Here is a 17899-nt window from a genome sequence, read left to right as displayed (position 1 = left end):
GAACTAGTAACTCGCAACCAGTAACTATCAGAAAAGCTGGAAAAAAATTATAAGCGTACAGAAAGAGTACTGAATTTCAATTCACAACATCGTAAAATGATTATGAAAAAAAATGACTTTACATGTATGTTGAACCGTGGTCGGTTCAACAGCTTATTATCCGTTCTTTGTATATTCCTAATTTTTGGCTCATGTGACAAAGAAGACCCCAACATCTTATGGGTTTCCCAAGAGCAAATTGACTTCCCTGCCGAAGGTGGCGCTACTACCGTCCACTTAAAAACCGATGCCCTAGATGGCTGGCAGATCTCGAATCCCGCATCCGACTGGGTAGAACTTTCACAAACTTCTAGCCCGTATACTCCTGGGAAAGTAGCTATCAGCGTTTCTTCCAAAACACTGACTGCCCGCGAAGCTATTTTAACTCTCAGCGCAGGCAATGCAAGCCCTATCGACATCGTAATTACACAGCCAGCATCCGATTACCTGCACGAGCTTTCGGCAGACAAAACTGTGTTTGAGGCGAACAGCCTAGGTAATTCTGCTACACTTAAGGTCAGCTCTACCGCACCTTCGTGGAGCTTTGTCAACACCCCCGATTGGGTAACTTTCAGCGAAGTTTCTGGCGGCGTGGGTGATTTTACCATCAGCGTAAGCATTTTGGAAAACGAAACGAATGCTGACAGATCTGCAACCGTAACGCTCCAAGCAAACAACACCCCATCCATTGAAATATCCTTCTCGCAAACGGCGGGGATTTATCCCAGCTACAACCTCTCTCCCCTTAGCCCCGACCAAACAGGAATGGAAAGCTCTGCGGTAGCATTGGCTGCTAAAATGAAAATTGGCTGGAACATAGGAAACACCTTGGAAGCCATAGGAGGAGAAACGGCTTGGGGCAATCCGAGAGTGACGGAGGATTTGATCAAATTGGTGAAACAAAGCGGCTTCAACGCCATCCGAATTCCCTCTTCGTGGGATCAATATATGGAAAACAGTGTGACCGCCGAAATCAAAGCCGAATGGCTCAACAGGGTGAAGCAAGTGGTAGAGTATTGTGTGAACAACGATATGTATGTAATAGTAAATATCCACTGGGACCAAGGTTGGCTAGAAGAAAATTGCACCCCTGACAAGCAAGTGGAAGTCAACGCTAAGCAAAAGGCTTTTTGGGAACAAATAGCTACGCATTTGCGAGACTTTGACGAGCATTTGCTTTTTGCCAGTGCCAACGAGCCCCATGTGGATAATGCGGAGCAAATGGCAGTGTTGCAATCGTACCACCAGACTTTTGTAAATGCAGTGCGCTCAACAGGCGGGAAAAATAGTTACCGAGTATTGATAGTACAAGGACCTGCTACGGACATTGAAAAAACCAACACACTCATGACTTCCATGCCAACGGATGAAGTAGCCGGAAGAATGATGTCTGAAGTTCATTTTTACCCTTACCAGTTCAGTTTGATGACAGAGGACGCAAGCTGGGGCAAAGCTTTCTACTATTGGGGCAATGGCTACCATTCCGACAACCTTCCTGATAGGAATTCTACTTGGGGCGAAGAAGATTTTATAGATGATATGTTCGGACGCATGAAGACCCAATTTACCGACAAAGGAATCCCTGTTGTTTTGGGAGAATTTGGAGCGATAAAGAGAACCTATCTGACAGGAGAAAACCTAGCACTACACCTAGCCTCGCGTGCTTACTACCTCAAGTATGTGGTAAAACAAGCAAAAGCCAACGGGATGCTTCCATTTTACTGGGATGCTGGAAACATAGGCGAGCACGAAATGACCATTTTCAACCGCTCAAACAATACGGTACACGACCAGCAAGCCTTAGACGCTTTGATAGAAGGAGCAAACGAATAATTTTTTTACCCAAACAGCAAAATATAACAACATGAAGATTATCACATTTATTTACCTACTCATCAGCGTGTTTACCAGCACGTTTGCCTTTGCCCAAACCAATACTGGAACTCGAATTATTTCCATCAATCTCCAGAAAGAAAAAGGAGCGATGAATACCATGTTCAAAGAATGCATTGGTGCCGGAAGGGCAAACGAAGGGCTACGCGCCGACTGGCAACAACAATTGAAAATAGTGAAGGAAGAGTGCGATTTCAAGTACATCCGCATGCACGGGCTGCTCACCGACGACATGGCGGTGTACAAAGAAGACAGGCAGGGAAATCCTATCTACAATTTCCAATACATTGATGTGCTGTACGATTACATCCTCGAAATTGGGATAAAGCCTTTTGTGGAATTGGGCTTCATGCCTTCTGCTTTGGCTAGTGGCGAGCAAACTATTTTTTGGTGGCGGGGAAATGTCACTCCTCCCAAAGACTACCAAAAATGGGAAGACCTAATCCGCAATTTGGTTCAGCACTGGACGGAACGCTATGGTGAAAAAGAAGTGAAAACATGGTATTTTGAGGTGTGGAACGAACCTAACTTAACTCCCGGTTTTTGGACGGGAACGCAAGAAGAATATTTCAAGCTTTATAAATATGCCGCCCAAGGTGTAAAAAGCGTAAATGCTGCCTATAAAGTGGGAGGGCCCGCTACCGCCGGTGCAACTTGGGAACCTGAGATGATTGCCTTCTGCCAAAAGAATAATGTTCCCCTAGATTTTGTCAGCACGCATGCCTATGGCGTAGATGTTGGGTTTCTCGATGAATTTGGGGGAACAGGAACGGTTTTGAGCCCGAACAACTGGGCAGTAAGCCAAGAGGTCATCGAGTCGAGAAAAGAGATTTCCGAATCTGCCATGCCCAACCTAGAATTGCACTACACAGAATGGAGTTCTTCTTACACCCCTGCTGATCCTTTGCATGACAGCTACCACGAAGCGGCTTACATCTTAAACAAAATCAAGCAAATTGGCGATGCGGCTACTTCCATGTCTTATTGGGTGTTTACGGATATTTTTGAAGAAGCTGGACCACGGTTCACCCCGTTTCATGGCGGATTTGGGTTGATGAACACCCAAGGCATCAAAAAGCCAGCGTATCATGCATATTCGTTCATGAACAAACTGGGTGAGGTTGAATTGGAAAATGCTGATTCCGCATCTTGGGCTTGCAAAGATAAAAATGGCGATTTCCAGCTGCTGTTTTGGGATTATACCTATACCCATCCTGGCGATTCGACAAATAACCAAGGTTATTACATCAAAGACCTTCCAGCGAAAAACAAAGGCAAGGCAAGCATTGCGGCCTCAGGAGTTCCTGAGGGAAATTACCAATTGGAAATCTACCAAGTGGGCTATCAGCACAACGATCCTTACACTTTGTATCACAAACTGGGCAAACCCGAGCAGTTAAACAAAAAGCAGGTTGATTTCCTAAAAGGCAAAAGCAACGCAGCACCTGAGGTTTCCGAACTGATCAGCATCACTGCAAATGGAAACTTCACCCGTGAAATCCCGCTCCATGAGAATGACGTCTTTTTGATTTGCTTCAAGAAATTATAGAACGAAGCTGCAATTACCACTTTAATACAATAAATATTGAACTATATGAACCGAATTAAAGCAGTACTCGTCCTATTATTATCCCTGATATATCTCTTTGCCCATGCTCAGGAAAAAGGGACGTATTGTAAACCCGATTTTACCGGGAGACAACCCCGACCCAAGTATTTTGCGCGAGGGAGACGATTTTTATTTGACCACTTCTTCATTCGAATATTATCCCGGTCTTCCCATTTGGCACTCAACCGATTTAATTAATTGGTTGCCCGTAACCAATGCATTGCATAAGTATGTGGGGCTCGGTTTGGGCTCCCGACCTTGTCAAATACGAGGGGAAATATTATATCTATTTTCCTGCTGACAATACCAATTATGTAATCACGTCCGACCATATTGAAGAGTCGTGGAGCGACCCCGCGGAGTTAAAAGTTTCCATGATTGATCCTGGGCACGTAATGGATGAAAAAGGGAAAATGGATTGCGGGACGTTCAAGTTTGTGCATATCTGGAAAAAAGTAGGGGAAACCTGGGAGCTGACCCGAGTCGTTAGCTATGGGCATTAGAAAAGTGTAAAATAGTACAATTCAAAAGTCTTATATTCCCTCTTTCAAAGCAAAGCTATCCACGTAATATGAGCGAAAAAATCACCATTCGAGAATATAGCCAATAAGACAAAGCTAAAGTTATTGACATTTTAAAGATGAACGTTCCAGCCTATTTTGCAGAGAGCGAGGTAGAGGATTTGAAGCAGTATCTTGAGAATGAAATTGAGAAATACTTGTGGTGGAACATAATGGGCAGCTTATTGGTGCGGGTGGAATCAACTTTGAAAATGAGTATAAAACAGGGAAAATCAGCTGGGACTTTATCGACCCTACTTTCCAAGGCTTGGGAATTGGAGGAAAGCTGCTAAAGCACCGAATCGAGCTACTAAAATCCATGGAAAGCATTGAACTGATCATGGTGCGGACTTCACAACTTGCCTATAAATTTTATGAGAAAAATGGGTTTGTGCTGAAGGAAACCCACAAAGACTTTTGGGCAAAAGGATATGATATGTATTTGATGGTGGATGCATCTATTTAAATTTGAGGAGCTAAAAAAGCTTTATCAAGGATCGCTACGATAAATACGAAGAGAGTGGAGGAGGGAAGCCAGAAGTTTTAAGACCTCTGCAACTTCCAGCGCTTGTGGCTCCAAAGCCAAAGCTCTGGTGATTCTTTGATCGATTCCTCCAATACCCTAGCATATTTATCGATAATTTCTTCGCCTTTTGTCGGTTCAGAAAAGTCTTCTACTATTTTAAAAAATACTTCGTAGCATCCTCTCCTTACCTTCCGGAAAGCTGGGAATATGGTTACCTGTCTACTTTTCTTAGCCATTCTATCTGGCCCTACCAAAAATGCCGTTTCCCTGTTCAAAAAACTTGTCCAGTGCATTGCCGAGTTTCGTCCAGGGCTTTGGTCGCCTATCATACAGCTTAGGGAAACAACGTTTTGCTGGGTAAGCCTCAGCAAGGTTTTGTAACCCTGCTTAGATTCTACGCACATCACCCCAAACCTACTTCTTATCTTCACCATCAGTTCATCAAAGTATTTGTTGGATAGCTGCTGATAAAAGGTGGTAAGTTGTAATTTATCGTTCAAAAAAAGCGGAAACAAAGCCTGCCATTCCCAATTGCCAAAATGCGCCGCATATAGCAACATATTCTGCTTCGATTTATAATAGTAATCAATCAGCTCAGGATTTTTCAACTGAACTCTTTTTTGTATTTCTTTTTTGCTAATGGTCAGTGTCTTCAAAGCTTCAAACAACACATCGCAAAAGTGTTTATAAAACTTCTTCTCAATAAGCTTCAGTTCACCTTCATTTTTTTCGGGAAAAGAGTCTTTCAGATTTTCATTAACAACTTCCCTTCTGTACTTCAAAATATAATATGCCATAAAATACAACATATCTGAAAATACATAAAGAACCGAGAGTGGTAAGAAAGAAACCAAGTAAATAGGTGCGTACTTAATTGTTTTCATACTAGTTAATTTGACATTAAGGAAAGGAAATATCATCCTAATTTGTTATTTCTACCAACACACATAAAAAGACGTAAACCTAGTTACAGGTTTAATCAATTTTTGAATATTTTTGTTCAATATTATCCAAACATGCCCAATATTTAACATTAAATAACATATGCTGACTATAAGAAATTTGAGATATAGAACACTGTCAACGTATAGTGCTTTCAAATAACAAGGGAAAGAAAAAAGATATAAAGAATAAAAGTTTTAGTCTTACTATCAAATACGCCCCCACTTCATCATTAAAAGTAAAGCACAAAAAATATTAATCGAATAATTTAACTCAGAAAATCCTACTGCAAACGACCTCGACCTAGTTAGGTACTGGGATACAAAACAACATGTTATCGACTGTGGTCAAAACATCAGGGAACATAAGTTCCCTAACATCCTTGGACTTCCATTACCTTAGTTTTTTGTTGTTTTCCTCTCAATATTAAGTTCTCAACCTCTTTGCAGCTATATCCTTCCTTTTCCTGTACCCATGCAGCTACCTGCTCCGATACGAGCAGGTCTTTTTTATACCTGGAACACAATTCCAAAATCCTTGAACAAGTATTTAGCACATCTCCATGGTACACCTTTTCATGTTTGCGTGACCTTATTTCCATGATGGTTACCCAACCGCTGTGTACCGCGGCCTTGAAGCTGGGTACTTCCCCAAATTTTTCCTCGTACTCTTTCGCATTTTCATTCAACTTTTGGATGTAAGCATAATACAATTGGATAAACGGAACACCCCGCTTTGTTTTGGTGGCATTCCACGTCAGCACCACTTCATCGCCCACAAACTGATAGATTTCTGCCCCATAAATAGAAATCGGCTCCGTGAGATCATTGAAACATTTATTGAGGAAACGGCTGTATTTCACATGGCCAAGCTTTTCTGCCAAATAGGTAGAAGAGCGCAAATCTAAAAACATAAATACCATATCCACTTCTTGTGGAGTTCGGTATTTTCCCAACATAAAATCCAAAAAAGCACCAGAACCTACCCTTTCGCTCACAGTGCGGACAATACTCAACACATAGCTGAAAAAAGTAAGGTATAGAAAGAAGGAAAGGAAAATTCCAGATCGAAAATAGGAGAACAAGGCAGATAATGCCTCAGCAATCGGAAGTTTATTAAAAAAAAGTATTAAAAATAAAATACTTACAGCATTGCCAACTACTATTGTAATTGAGTTTAATACGAATTTTAACGCAATAAAAACTCGGTACTTCAGCCCCGCAAATTGGGGATACACTCGAAATTCCAAAAATGCCATAACACCCCCAATCACAGTACCAACAAAATTAGTAATGATATAGGTATTCTCTTTTACCCAACCTTCTTCAATCGGGATATCTCCGCTCGTTTTTATAAACAAGAAAAAATTCAAACCAAGAATATAGCAAATCACATGAACGGTTATTTCTATTCGAGAGAGTCCTTTTGCGGTAATGATATTCTTGGGCATGGTTATAAACAGGTTATTTTTTTGTTAGACAAAAACGTTAGCTCCCCATGGCAAGCCAATTCAGAAATGAGGTAGACTTTTCTTTACTTATGGTCACGGCTTCTTTGATGGGCACGGAGAGGTTTACCCAAAGCTTGCGGCTAAGGCGATGTGAAACATCCACGATTGCCTCGCGGTTCACCAAACTTTGCCTATTCGTGCGGAAGAAACCCTTGCCCGTTATTTTCTCCAGCTCTTCCAAGCTTTTATCTGGAAAGTAAACTTTACGGTCAAAGGTAATCAAATGAACAACCTGGTTTTCGAGGTAAAACACGGCAATTTCTTGCAGCTTTATGGGCAATATTTTGTCCTTATAATGCACGAGAATAGTCGATGGAGGCTCAGGTTCACGCTTTTCTAATAAGCGCATCACATTCCCCAACTGATCGACCTCTGCGGTCTTGGATGCTTGTGTTATTTTGTAAAACTTGTCCAAGGAAGCACTTACCGTTTTGAACGTAAAGGGTTTCAACAGATAATCTATTCCATTAGCCTTGAAAGCCTCCAATGCGTATTCGTCGTATGCGGTGCAAAAAACCACAGGAACATACAGCTTTACTGCCTGAAATACTTCAAAGCTTAAGCCATCTCCTAACTCGATATCGCTAAAGATAAGGTCCGGCTTTACTCCTTCGTAAAAGTACCGAAGCGCATCTTTGACAGAATGTAATTTTGCTACTATTTCTATAGCAGGGTCATATTCTTTGATTGTATTTGCCAAGTCATTGGCAGTCAACTTTTCATCTTCAATTATTACTATATTCATCGCTCAACAGTTTTATCTTAACGGAAAAACAACGCTCCTCTTGGGAAATATGTACTTCATCTCCCGAAATCAATTTATACCGCTCCGTTAGGTTAAACAGCCCTTGCATGGTAGAAGATTCTTTGGATGATGTTCTTTGTTGGAGATTGTTGGCTACCTTGATATACTCCCCTTCTTTGGTCACAGAAATATTGAGCGGAGCTTCTTCTGTAAGCACATTATGCTTGATCGCATTTTCCAACAGCAGCTGTACAGAGAAATAGGGTATAAAGCGTTGGTTAAGAACCTCTGGCGGCAAATCCACCTTATACGTGAGCGCATCCCCAAAACGAATACGTTGCATTGCAATATAATCCCTACAAAGTTGGAGTTCAGCATCTACACTTACCGTTTTGGAAGTAGGTCCCGATATGGATGCCCTTAGAAAGTTAGCCAAATGAACCAAGTACTCCTCACCTTGCTGGATATCCTGCTTGTATAAAGATTTTATCGTATTCAGTACATTAAACAAAAAGTGCGGATGGATCTGCTGCTTCAACACTTGATTTGCCGTTTCACTCACCAACGATTTCAACTGAAGGTTCTCTATTTCAGACTGTGTACTAGAATGACGTAAAAAGACATATTTATAAAGCATTATGATCAAGCCATTCATTATCCAACTTGAGAATAGTAAAATGATAAGGCCACGTAATTGTAGCCAGAGAAAAGGGGCATTACCTGTTAATGGTGTAAATAATATCCAAGTTACAACATACACTACTGGACTGACAGCCAAAGAGACTAAAAAACGTCCCCTCAGCTTCCGTTTTTCTGATCGTACAGTAGTATTATCAAACCCTGCATCAAAAATATAAATATCGGCAATCCCTATCAATATAATGGTCACTACGCCCATAAGAGCCAACACACTTGCCTGATAAACATCCATTTCAGCAATTAAAAGGGAAATAAAAGATATCAAGCCTATTACTAGTGACAGCAATATAGTCACTCTAATCAGGTTTATGAAGGTTGGCTTGTATCCCATTTTTCTTTTATTGACATGATCAACTTCTAATATACTATTTGCCGAACCCTTTCCAAAATGGCAGGAATGAAACGCCAACCTGAGCAAAAGGCACTATCCCCAATTTATTTTTGATAAAAGGATCCGAAGCTTTGCCTTGTTCTATTGTATTAGAGGCTGCAAAATAAGTTGCTCCTGTATTCAGCGTAAATATAGTTTTCTTTGTTATCAAATATTCAAATGTAAGACCCGATTTTAACTCAAGTGTTGAATAGGTGGATTTCTTTGGGAAATATAGGCCATCAAAACTTGGCATATCATATTGAAGCAACATCAAGCTTCCCCCCAAGCCATTCGAAAAGGCGATTGATGCTTTTTTCCCTAGCATTTTTCGTACACCAACCCCAGAGATGCCTAATGACAAATCCGTTGTTGGGCTTAGCTTTGTCTCATAAGTGATAAATGGAATCACTGGTAAAGGAGAGGTAGGGTCAGTGGTCAGTACTAAACCTAGTGACAAGGCAGATTTTTGAGTCTTTCTGAGCGTAAGCAAGCCCAAACCGCCAACAAGCAACTTAATCTGTGACGTTTCAGGATCTATCAAACCCGTAGTATAAACCATATAAACTATGGGACGATTGAATAAAGAGTCTACTCTTGTCAGCCTCAGAGAACCATTCAAAACTGTTTTCTCAATATCCATATCGTGGACTTGAATATCTGAATTGTAGCTCTCAATTTCGCTCATCGAAATACGTTGATGGCTGACACCTATTGAGCCTGATATACTATTTTTACCAATATGCGTGATAGGAATATTCATATTGACAAAATAGCGTGTAGTTTGCGTGGTTCCATCAAAAAATGGATCCCCATTTAATTTTGAGCTGATATCTCCTGAACCAAGGTACTCCGTTGAAAAAATTAACTGCCGCATCGCAGGAGTTTTAAAAGCTAATTCATCTATATAAGCTTCCTTAATAGAATCCATCATATGCTTTCTATAATCTTCTTGGGCTTGTTGCCCAAAGGCATAAAGAACAACAAGCTGAAGTACAATCAGAAGAGAGGTTTTTTTAATCATAACATTTAGTGTTTAGATGGATTGTGCTTGAAGTTGTACTTCAGTTTTTTTCTGAAACTTGCTAATGATCGAATCGATAATGAGGTACATAGCTGGCACCACAAATAGTGTCAAAATCATAGAGCTGATAAGACCACCAATAATTACCCATGCCATCCCGTTTTTCATCTCAGCTCCAGGACCACTAGCTATGGCGATAGGAAGCATACCAAAAACCATTGCAAGGGTGGTCATCAAAATTGGCCTGAGACGTTCTTTCCCAGCCTCAATCAAGGCTTCCCTTACCGATTTGCCTTCTCCCCTGAGTTGGTTGGTAAAATCGACGATCAGGATTGCATTTTTGGACACCAGTCCCAAGAGCATGATAATACCGATGATGGTAAAAATATTGAGCGATTCCATGGTAAGTGCCAAGGCAAGCAAAGCCCCGATCAGTGCTACAGGAATGGAAAACAATACAACAAATGGGTAGACAGCATTTTCATACAGCGCCACCATGATGAGGTACACCAAGATGATAGCTGTGATCAATGCCAAGCCCAAGCTGCCAAATGCCTCTCCTTGGTTCTTTGCATCGCCAAGGAATTCGACTGAAACCCCAGCAGGCAAACTCATTTTCGCAATTTCATCTTTTATTTCGGCAGTAACAGAACCTACTGGGCGACCGATCACGTTAGACTGAACCGTGATAGCACCAATCCTATCGCTTCGTTGCAATACACTTTCTCCCATTACATACCCTACTTTAGCAAATTGGCTAAGAAGAAAAGTCTGCCCATCCATATTCGTAAAAGACAGATTCTCCACATCACTGATGCTGGAACGATGGTTAGGATCTAGCCTAATGTTGATGTCGTATTCATCGCCTGCTTCTTTGAGCTTGCTTTGGTCATTGCCACTAAATGAGTTTTGGATTGCCATCCCGACTTGGCTCGCATTCAAGCCCAACAGGGTCATTTTGTCCCTATCCAAACTCACTTCTATTTCGGGCTTTTGGTCTTTTACCGACAAAGCCACATACTGGGTTCCGGGCACTGATCTGGTCACTTCCATTATCTGATCGGCAATTTGCCTTACTTGTTTCAGGTCAAGGCCCAACACCGCTATTTGGATAGGAACTGAACTGCCCCCACCAGATATGGCAACCGCTGCCGCAGATACTTTCACACCAGGGATAGTCGCTGTCAACAATCGCTGCATCTCTAACCCAAATTCCTGTGAGGTTTGGCTCCGCTGCTCTTTATCGCAAAGCGAAACGGTAAGTTCCGCCATGTTATTGTTGTTTCCAGCACCAGAAACTCCGCCAACCAAAAAGCCCACACTGGTAAACACCCTCGTTACCTCAGGTCGCTTCATCATGATCTCTTCAGCCTCTTGGGCAAGCATATTGGTCTGATAAATAGAGGCCGTAGGTTCAAGTTCTAAGGTAATAGAAATCTCTCCTTGGTCAGAATTTGGAATAAAGGCAAACCCAATAAATCCTTTCGCTAGCAGGGTGATAGAGCCGACAATCATGAGAATCACCGCAGATAGCAGCCAACGTTTCTTTCTCAAGAGGAAGGTCAAGGCATCGCCATAGTCATTTTTTAGATTCGTAATAAAATCTTCAAAACCTAGGTTTATTTTCCCCCACAAGGTATTCCCTGTCAAATGCTTTAATTTACCAAACCTGCTTACCAATAGCGGGGTAATGGTGAAGGACACAAACAAACTCATGAGCGTAGAAAAAACCACAACCAATGCGAACTCTCTAAGGATGGATCCGATGATCCCCCCACTCATAGCCAAGGGCAAAAACACCACAACATCGACGAGGGTGATGGCAAGAGCGGTAAACCCAATCTCATTTCTGCCATCTAGTGCCGCCTTTCTCTTATCCGAGCCCATTTCCATATGCCGGTAGATATTCTCCAATACCACAATGGAGTCATCCACCAAAATACCTACCACCAACGACATGGCCATAAGGGTCATAAGGTTTAGGGAAAAGCCAAATATGTACATTGCTATGAACGTGGGTATAATAGAACACGGCAAGGCGATCATGACAAACATCGAGCTTCTAAAGCTGTGCAAAAATGCCAGCATTACAATACCAACAATCACCACTGCCAAGCCTAAGTCTTCCATTACCGCATGCGCCGAAGCCAATGTGTAGGTACTCTGGTCACTAGAGACCACAAATGCCAATTCATCGCCCTCATACTCTTTCTCTAGCTCCGCAAATTTTTTCTTTACCAAGTCGCTCACGTCCACCGCATTGGCATCGCCTTGCTTCACCACCTGAATACCTATGGAAGGCAATCCATCCACATGGTTGATAGCCGTAGATTCGGCAGTAGCATCTACCACTTCCGCAATATCTTCCAGATAGATCGTGCTCGACCTGCTTTTGAACACAATGATCTTTTTGATCTGATCGATAGAAGTCACGTTGGCATCAAAACGAATGGAGGTGGTACTCTGTTGGGTTTTAACCCTACCAGCTGGAAAAGAGCGGTTTGCACTGCTGATAGCCTGTGATACTTGATCGATATTGAGGTGATATCCTTTGAGCTTTTCAGGTAAAATATTTACTTGAATTTCCCGCTCATCTCCGCCAATGATGTTTATCTGACCAACACCAGCAATATTTTGAAGGATCGGTTTAATTTGATTGTCCACCAAATCGTAAAGAGACTTTGGTGAACGACTAGAAGTAACACCCGCTTTGATTACCGGCGTTTCGTCCAAACTTACCTTGGAGACGATTGGTTTATTGATATCCTCAGGCAACTCATTGCCTATTTGATCTACTTTCCGCTGAATTTTACGTTCGGCATTGTCGAGGTCGGCACTTGCTTTTAATGTTGCCGTTATTTGGGAAACACCTTCCTGAGAGCTTGAGGTGATCTGGTCCAATCCTTCTATCGATGCTATGGCATCTTCCAGTTTTTTGGTAACGGAGCTTTCTACCTCCGATGCCGAAGCGCCTGGATACACAGTGGTAACACTTACCACGTTGACTTGTATTTTTGGAAGCAAGTTATAATTCAAGTTGAAATAACTCATTGTTCCAAAAAGAATGAGCGAAAAGAAAATAACCACTATGAGCAGTGGCCGTTTTATGGCTATCTCTGATATTGACATAATTCATTTGTTAAGTAAGTGGACAAATTGAAAAGCCCTTCCTCCCGGGAAGGTGGCCACGCTTTTTGCGTGGTCGGAAGGGGGTTCGCAGGGTGGCCTATTTTGCAATAATATCTATCATTTTAAGTATAGGCAACATCCTGAACCCGCCCCGGCCTTGCAGGCCACCCCTCCGCTGGAGGGGATTTACATCCCTGACTCCCTTTCTTGCACACAAAGTTGTATGCTAAATAGCTTGTTTCTTCTGGTCAGGTACTTAGTTTGCTATTCGAACTTTAGTACCATCCTTTAGGTTGATGTGGCCCGTTGTCACCACCACTTCTCCTTGCTTCAAGCCTTTCAAAATCTCAATATTTCCATTGATTTCTTTGCCTATTTCAACCTTTCTCTCTTCCACTTGCTCGTCTTTTTTCACCACATACACAGAAGGCTGTGAAATGCTCTCCATAAGCGCTTGCCTAGGGATAGCGAGTACAGTTTCGTTCAATTCTTTCGAAAAGTCCGCATACACAAATGTTCCTGATCTCAATACTACATCTCCCCTATTGTCCAAAGTCACTTCCACAGCGTAGTTGTATGCCGCATCTGCCTGAGGGCTTATAAAAGTCACTTTGCCAGTGAATACTTTATCTGGAAAAACATTGGTACTTATTTTTACTTCCTGGCCTTTTGCAACCTGGTACACCTCCGTTTCTGTCAGGTTTACCTCAACCTTCATGGTAGAAAGGTTGACTATTTCAGTCAATTCGGCACCCATGTTGGCGAACGCTCCATTCTCTAGCGATTTGCTGGCAACTATTCCACTAATGGGCGCTTTCACATACGCATCGTTTACTTTTTTGCTCAGTTGCTTTACTTGGTTTACTGCTTCGTCATAGCTTTGCTGCACATCTTTTAGCTTTTCTCTAGTAGCAGCCTTTCCTTCGTACAATTCCTTGTACGTTTCAAGGTCGTTTTTAAGCTTGGCTACTTTCGTTTCCATCTTCTCTAGCTCAAGTTCGTTAGCACGGTTATCTATCACCGCAAGCACCTGGCCTTCACGGACATTATCGCCCAACTCAAATCGAATTTGTTGGACAATCCCACCAGTAGGTAGCATCACTTTGCTCTCTTTAAATGGAGCAAGTTTACCCGTTTTGATAATCTTCAAGTTAACCGAGAGCACATCAGCCGTTGCTGTTTTTACGGGGATCAACACCGGTTCAGACACAGCAGCATTTTTGCTCTCATTTATCTTCTCCTTGTTGAAGTAAAGTTTGAAGCCCATTAATCCAACAAGTATTATACTAATGATGAGAATAGTGTATTTGCGTTTCATGTTTTTTTTATTGCAAAGAGTTATAGAAATTTTTCAAAGTACCATTTGCTTTTTCGAGCTCTACCAACGACTCGTAAAATGAAAATAGCGAAGTGAGATAACTAGATTGTGAGTCTCTTAAAGAGCGTTGTGTGTCCAACCAATCGGTAAGCCCGACCACGCCTTTCTCGTACTGAAGGTCGGTCGATTGGAATACCGACCTCGACAGCTCAAGTGTTCGATCGTCATTATCCAAATTTGCTCGGGATTGCACGAGTTTGTTGTGCGAGTTTTCATATTCTAAGGCAAAATTCTCTTTTTGAAGCTCCAAATTTTCTTTGGCGTTTTGCAAACTGAACTGTGCTTGTTTTACTTGAGAAACCCTATTGAATCCAGTAAAAATCGGGATATTGAGCTTCACGCCTACTGTAGCAAAATCGGCAATGGTAGAGAATGATTCTGATAAATTATCGCCAAAACCAACGCCACCGTACCTTCCAAAAGCCTTCAGCTGGGGCAATGCTTGGGCGCGCAACCTTTTCTCGTCTATCTCCAACAAAGAAACATTTACTTGGGACAGCTTAAAATCGGTACGTACTTCGGAGTTAAAAGCAGTTTTATCGTGCTGCGCCGCTAGGTCAAAAATCTTTTCAGAAAGTGCGATCGAATCAATTTGGATCTGATCTGCCAGTGGAAAGCCCATATAGTTCTTCAACTGGTTTTCGGAAAAAGTGAGGGTGTTTTCCGCCACGTTCAGTTGGGAAAGAGTATTGTGGTAATTAACCTTGATCCTATTCTGATCCACCTCCGTCATCACCCCTTTGGCTACGCGCAAATCGGCAATAGCCATCTGTTTCTTATAAATTTCGATGTTTTCACTAAGAAAGGCGAGTTGCTCACGGCTAACCAACACATGGTAATAAGCCGTCACCACATTGTAAATAATCGACTCGTCATTGAGCTCTTTGTTCAGTTCTGCTTCCTGCCTAGTGTACCTATATGCTTTAAAAGAAGTGATCAGCGATTGATCAAAAATGGTTTGCTCTACCTGCGCAGTTATATTTGTACTAAACTGCTTGGTAAATGCCACGCGCATATCTTGGTCGGAGCCTACAATGCTTCCGGGAATCACCGAAGTTTGCACCTTCAAATTGTCATCGATTTCCCCATTAATACTTACTTGGGGCAAGTAAGCCGATTTGCCCTGTTGAATTTTTGCCTCGGCGGCATGCAAATCATTGGTATAAATCTTATTGCTCCTGTGGTTTTCTAGCCCATATTCGATACATTCTTTGAGAGACATCGACTGGCTTTGTGCCTCAAGAATAGTTGCAGAAATAAAAAAGGCCAGGAGGCTTGTTGACCTAATTACCATCCATATTTTTTCCATCATTAGCGTCTTGTTCATTAGTAAATGAGCACCAAAAATACCGGATGGGACAAGGGAAGAACAGCTGTTTGAACGTGAAGCGGACAAATATCCGGATGAACCGACATTATAGAAAATGAAGCGAAATGGGGCAAAGCTAATGGGGTATTCTACTGACTCACAAATCTAGCGGTGCACTTTCCACTTCAGCTTGCTCGGTTAATTTCTACACAAACAATTAACCAAGCATTAATCGCCTGTTTTTGGCTTAGGCATTTCGGATATCTAGCTTTGAACCTGAAAAGCAACAGGGAAAATATGCAACTTCAAAAGAAAGAAAGCGACGAGTTTTTGATAGAGAGGATAAAAGGAGGGGAAAAACAGGCACTCGAAACTTTGTTCGATCGCTATTTCGAAGTATTGTGCGATTTTTCGTACCAGTTTTTAAAAAGCAAAGACCTTTCGGAAGAAGCCGTTTCGGATGTGTTCATCAAGGTTTGGGAGAACAAACATCAAATTTCCATACAATCGGGGGTAAAGGCTTATTTATATAGGGCCGCCCGAAACCAATCATTAAATTACCTCAAAAAAGAAGGCGCTGACCTTTATACGGATTTATCTGAAGCTACCCTGAAACCTTCGGATAGCGAGCACTTAGCTGATCAGCTACTGATGTTTGATGAACTTCAAAAAAGCATAGAAAACATTATAGACAAGATGCCCAAACAGCGAAAACTCATTTTTAGAATGAACCGGCTAGATGGGATGAAATACCAAGAAATAGCCGAAGTACTCGGCATCTCAGTGAATACAGTACAGAACCACATGGTAGAAGCAACTAGCTATTTTGCCCGAAAATACCCACGACCAGCGTACCTTAAAACCTTGGTCTCGCTTCTGCTCCTCTTCCTCTTTGTTTAACTACACTTAATGTAAAGTTAACCTTATCCACTAGTAGATTTTTTCCTTGGCTCTTGTCTGTTGAATGAAAATATTGACGACATGGATCATAAAAAAGAGAAGTTTATAGAACTGGCAAGTTTGTTTTTATCGGACGAGGCGGATATAGAAGAAATCAACCAACTTCATATTTTCTTGGAAGAAAAGGAGTACAAAGAATGGTTTGTTTGGCTTTCTAAAAAATGGGAGCTCGAAAGCAACCTGCTCACCCGAACTAGTTTTTCGAAAGAAAGAGGAAAACAGTTTTTGTTTGAAAAGCTGGAGGAGCAAAAGAAACTTGGAAACAATAAAAAGCTATCACTGGGGAAACAGAAAACTTTTTCTATTTCCCCGATATTAAAATATGCCGCCGTTATTTCTATAGTAATGGTAACAGTATTCACAATAAACCTTTTTAATAAACAACCTAAGCAAGAAGTTGCCGAAGTTCCTGCTTGGCAAGAAAAAGAAACTACTGCTGGGCAAAAAGTAAAACTTGTACTGAGCGATGGCACAAGTATCCTAATCAATTCCGTCTCCAAACTTCGTTATCCAACGAACTTTAGTGATTCTACAAGGGAAGTTTACCTAGAAGGAGAAGCATTTTTTAAAGTAGCCCATAATCCAGAAAAGCCATTTATAGTGCATGCAGGAACAATTGAAACCAAGGTACTAGGAACCTCATTCAATGTAAACGCCTACCCCGATGACGAGGCTATTGCGGTTTCCCTTGTGGAAGGAAAAGTAATAGTAGGCAAGTCCAAAACAGAAAAGAAGGAGCTCAAGCCCATGCAGCAATTCTTGTATGAGAAGAAAAATCAGAAAGAATCTGTACAGCCTTTCGACAGACTTGCCATCATAGGTTGGCAACACAATGAATTTGTTTTTGAAGGAGTGGCTTTAGAAGAGGTCACTAAAAAACTTTCCCGTTGTTACAATGTGCAGTTTGAATTTGAAAACAAAAAATTAATGGATTATAAAATACGGGCAAACTTCAGTAACGAACCCTTGTGGACTGTATTGGAGGTGTTGAAACGAACAGATAATATTCAATATGAGCTTATTTCCAATGAGCAAAAAATAGAAAAAGTAATTCTGAAAAGTAAATAGTTTTTAATCCCTAAACCGATTTGCCTATAAGGAAAACCTCAAAAAAAGAAACGCCCTTGCAGGGGCGTTCCTAATTAATTTTTACTGGGAGCAAAGGTATTGCAGTACCACTCTCCAAATTCAACTTAATGTTTCATA

At 41.5% G+C, this 17899-nt stretch carries 14 protein-coding genes; 6 read left to right on the top strand and 8 right to left on the bottom strand.

What is annotated here, in order from left to right; translation table 11 throughout:
- Positions 1-96 precede the first annotated feature (96 nt).
- The 4 genes from R9C00_07405 to R9C00_07390 all read left to right on the top strand — a co-directional run bounded on the left by R9C00_07405 (position 97) and on the right by R9C00_07390 (position 4567).
- A complete protein-coding gene (locus R9C00_07405) occupies positions 97-1872 on the top strand; it encodes a cellulase family glycosylhydrolase (protein WPO37272.1) in 1776 nt (591 codons plus the stop codon).
- A 31-nt stretch (positions 1873-1903) separates the two neighbouring features.
- Entirely contained in the window at positions 1904-3481 is a 1578-nt protein-coding gene (locus R9C00_07400; protein ID WPO37271.1) for a hypothetical protein, read from the top strand.
- Positions 3482-3756: 275 nt separating this feature from the next.
- Positions 3757-4044 carry a family 43 glycosylhydrolase gene (locus R9C00_07395; protein WPO37270.1) on the top strand — a complete coding sequence of 96 codons (288 nt, stop codon included), beginning with the start codon at positions 3757-3759 and terminating at the stop codon, positions 4042-4044.
- Positions 4045-4261: 217 nt separating this feature from the next.
- Positions 4262-4567, top strand: a complete 306-nt coding sequence (locus R9C00_07390) for a GNAT family N-acetyltransferase (protein ID WPO37269.1) — start codon at positions 4262-4264, stop codon at positions 4565-4567.
- Between the two features lie 77 nt (positions 4568-4644).
- Here the strand turns inward: R9C00_07390 and R9C00_07385 are convergent, their stop codons facing one another.
- The 8 genes from R9C00_07385 to R9C00_07350 all read right to left on the bottom strand — a co-directional run bounded on the left by R9C00_07385 (position 4645) and on the right by R9C00_07350 (position 15736).
- Positions 4645-5511, bottom strand: coding sequence for a lysophospholipid acyltransferase family protein (locus tag R9C00_07385; GenBank protein ID WPO37268.1), 867 nt, complete (start codon positions 5509-5511; stop codon positions 4645-4647).
- A 431-nt stretch (positions 5512-5942) separates the two neighbouring features.
- Positions 5943-7019: an adenylate/guanylate cyclase domain-containing protein gene (locus R9C00_07380; protein WPO37267.1), complete on the bottom strand. Its 1077-nt coding sequence runs from the start codon at positions 7017-7019 to the stop codon at positions 5943-5945.
- Between the two features lie 37 nt (positions 7020-7056).
- Positions 7057-7824, bottom strand: a complete 768-nt coding sequence (locus R9C00_07375) for a LytTR family DNA-binding domain-containing protein (GenBank protein ID WPO37266.1) — start codon at positions 7822-7824, stop codon at positions 7057-7059.
- On the bottom strand, positions 7805-8854 hold the full coding sequence (locus R9C00_07370) for a histidine kinase (protein ID WPO37265.1): 1050 nt from the start codon (positions 8852-8854) through the stop codon (positions 7805-7807). Before R9C00_07370 ends, R9C00_07375 begins: the two co-directional genes overlap by 20 nt.
- Before the next feature lie 34 nt (positions 8855-8888).
- Entirely contained in the window at positions 8889-9917 is a 1029-nt protein-coding gene (locus R9C00_07365) for a DUF6268 family outer membrane beta-barrel protein (protein WPO37264.1), read from the bottom strand.
- A 12-nt stretch (positions 9918-9929) separates the two neighbouring features.
- On the bottom strand, positions 9930-13046 hold the full coding sequence (locus R9C00_07360; GenBank protein ID WPO37263.1) for an efflux RND transporter permease subunit: 3117 nt from the start codon (positions 13044-13046) through the stop codon (positions 9930-9932).
- 256 nt (positions 13047-13302) lie between these two features.
- Entirely contained in the window at positions 13303-14364 is a 1062-nt protein-coding gene (locus R9C00_07355; GenBank protein WPO37262.1) for an efflux RND transporter periplasmic adaptor subunit, read from the bottom strand.
- A gap of 7 nt (positions 14365-14371) precedes the next feature.
- A complete protein-coding gene (locus R9C00_07350; protein WPO37261.1) occupies positions 14372-15736 on the bottom strand; it encodes a TolC family protein in 1365 nt (454 codons plus the stop codon).
- 294 nt (positions 15737-16030) lie between these two features.
- Here R9C00_07350 and R9C00_07345 point away from each other — a divergent pair, with 294 nt between their 5' ends.
- Together R9C00_07345 and R9C00_07340 are read left to right on the top strand one after the other, a co-directional pair.
- Positions 16031-16633 carry an RNA polymerase sigma-70 factor gene (locus R9C00_07345; protein ID WPO37260.1) on the top strand — a complete coding sequence of 201 codons (603 nt, stop codon included), beginning with the start codon at positions 16031-16033 and terminating at the stop codon, positions 16631-16633.
- An 81-nt stretch (positions 16634-16714) separates the two neighbouring features.
- A complete protein-coding gene (locus R9C00_07340) occupies positions 16715-17761 on the top strand; it encodes a FecR family protein (GenBank protein ID WPO37259.1) in 1047 nt (348 codons plus the stop codon).
- The last annotated feature ends 138 nt before the right edge of the window (positions 17762-17899 follow it).

Source organism: Flammeovirgaceae bacterium SG7u.111 (assembly GCA_034044135.1).
GTDB lineage: Bacteria > Bacteroidota > Bacteroidia > Cytophagales > Flammeovirgaceae.
Note: the sequence above shows the minus strand (reverse complement) of the source record. Positions and strands in the feature narration are given on the sequence as shown.

What these genes read in the sequence shown, in the direction of transcription:
- R9C00_07405 (WPO37272.1), top strand. Translation starts at nt 97, where the DNA reads ATGATTATGAAAAAAAATGACTTTACATGTATGTTGAACCGTGGTCGG.
- R9C00_07400 (WPO37271.1), top strand. Translation starts at nt 1,904, where the DNA reads ATGAAGATTATCACATTTATTTACCTACTCATCAGCGTGTTTACCAGC.
- R9C00_07395 (WPO37270.1), top strand. Translation starts at nt 3,757, where the DNA reads ATGCATTGCATAAGTATGTGGGGCTCGGTTTGGGCTCCCGACCTTGTC.
- R9C00_07385 (WPO37268.1), bottom strand. Translation starts at nt 5,511, where the DNA reads ATGAAAACAATTAAGTACGCACCTATTTACTTGGTTTCTTTCTTACCA.
- R9C00_07380 (WPO37267.1), bottom strand. Translation starts at nt 7,019, where the DNA reads ATGCCCAAGAATATCATTACCGCAAAAGGACTCTCTCGAATAGAAATA.
- R9C00_07375 (WPO37266.1), bottom strand. Translation starts at nt 7,824, where the DNA reads ATGAATATAGTAATAATTGAAGATGAAAAGTTGACTGCCAATGACTTG.
- R9C00_07370 (WPO37265.1), bottom strand. Translation starts at nt 8,854, where the DNA reads ATGGGATACAAGCCAACCTTCATAAACCTGATTAGAGTGACTATATTG.
- R9C00_07365 (WPO37264.1), bottom strand. Translation starts at nt 9,917, where the DNA reads ATGATTAAAAAAACCTCTCTTCTGATTGTACTTCAGCTTGTTGTTCTT.
- R9C00_07360 (WPO37263.1), bottom strand. Translation starts at nt 13,046, where the DNA reads ATGTCAATATCAGAGATAGCCATAAAACGGCCACTGCTCATAGTGGTT.
- R9C00_07355 (WPO37262.1), bottom strand. Translation starts at nt 14,364, where the DNA reads ATGAAACGCAAATACACTATTCTCATCATTAGTATAATACTTGTTGGA.
- R9C00_07350 (WPO37261.1), bottom strand. Translation starts at nt 15,736, where the DNA reads ATGATGGAAAAAATATGGATGGTAATTAGGTCAACAAGCCTCCTGGCC.
- R9C00_07345 (WPO37260.1), top strand. Translation starts at nt 16,031, where the DNA reads ATGCAACTTCAAAAGAAAGAAAGCGACGAGTTTTTGATAGAGAGGATA.
- R9C00_07340 (WPO37259.1), top strand. Translation starts at nt 16,715, where the DNA reads ATGGATCATAAAAAAGAGAAGTTTATAGAACTGGCAAGTTTGTTTTTA.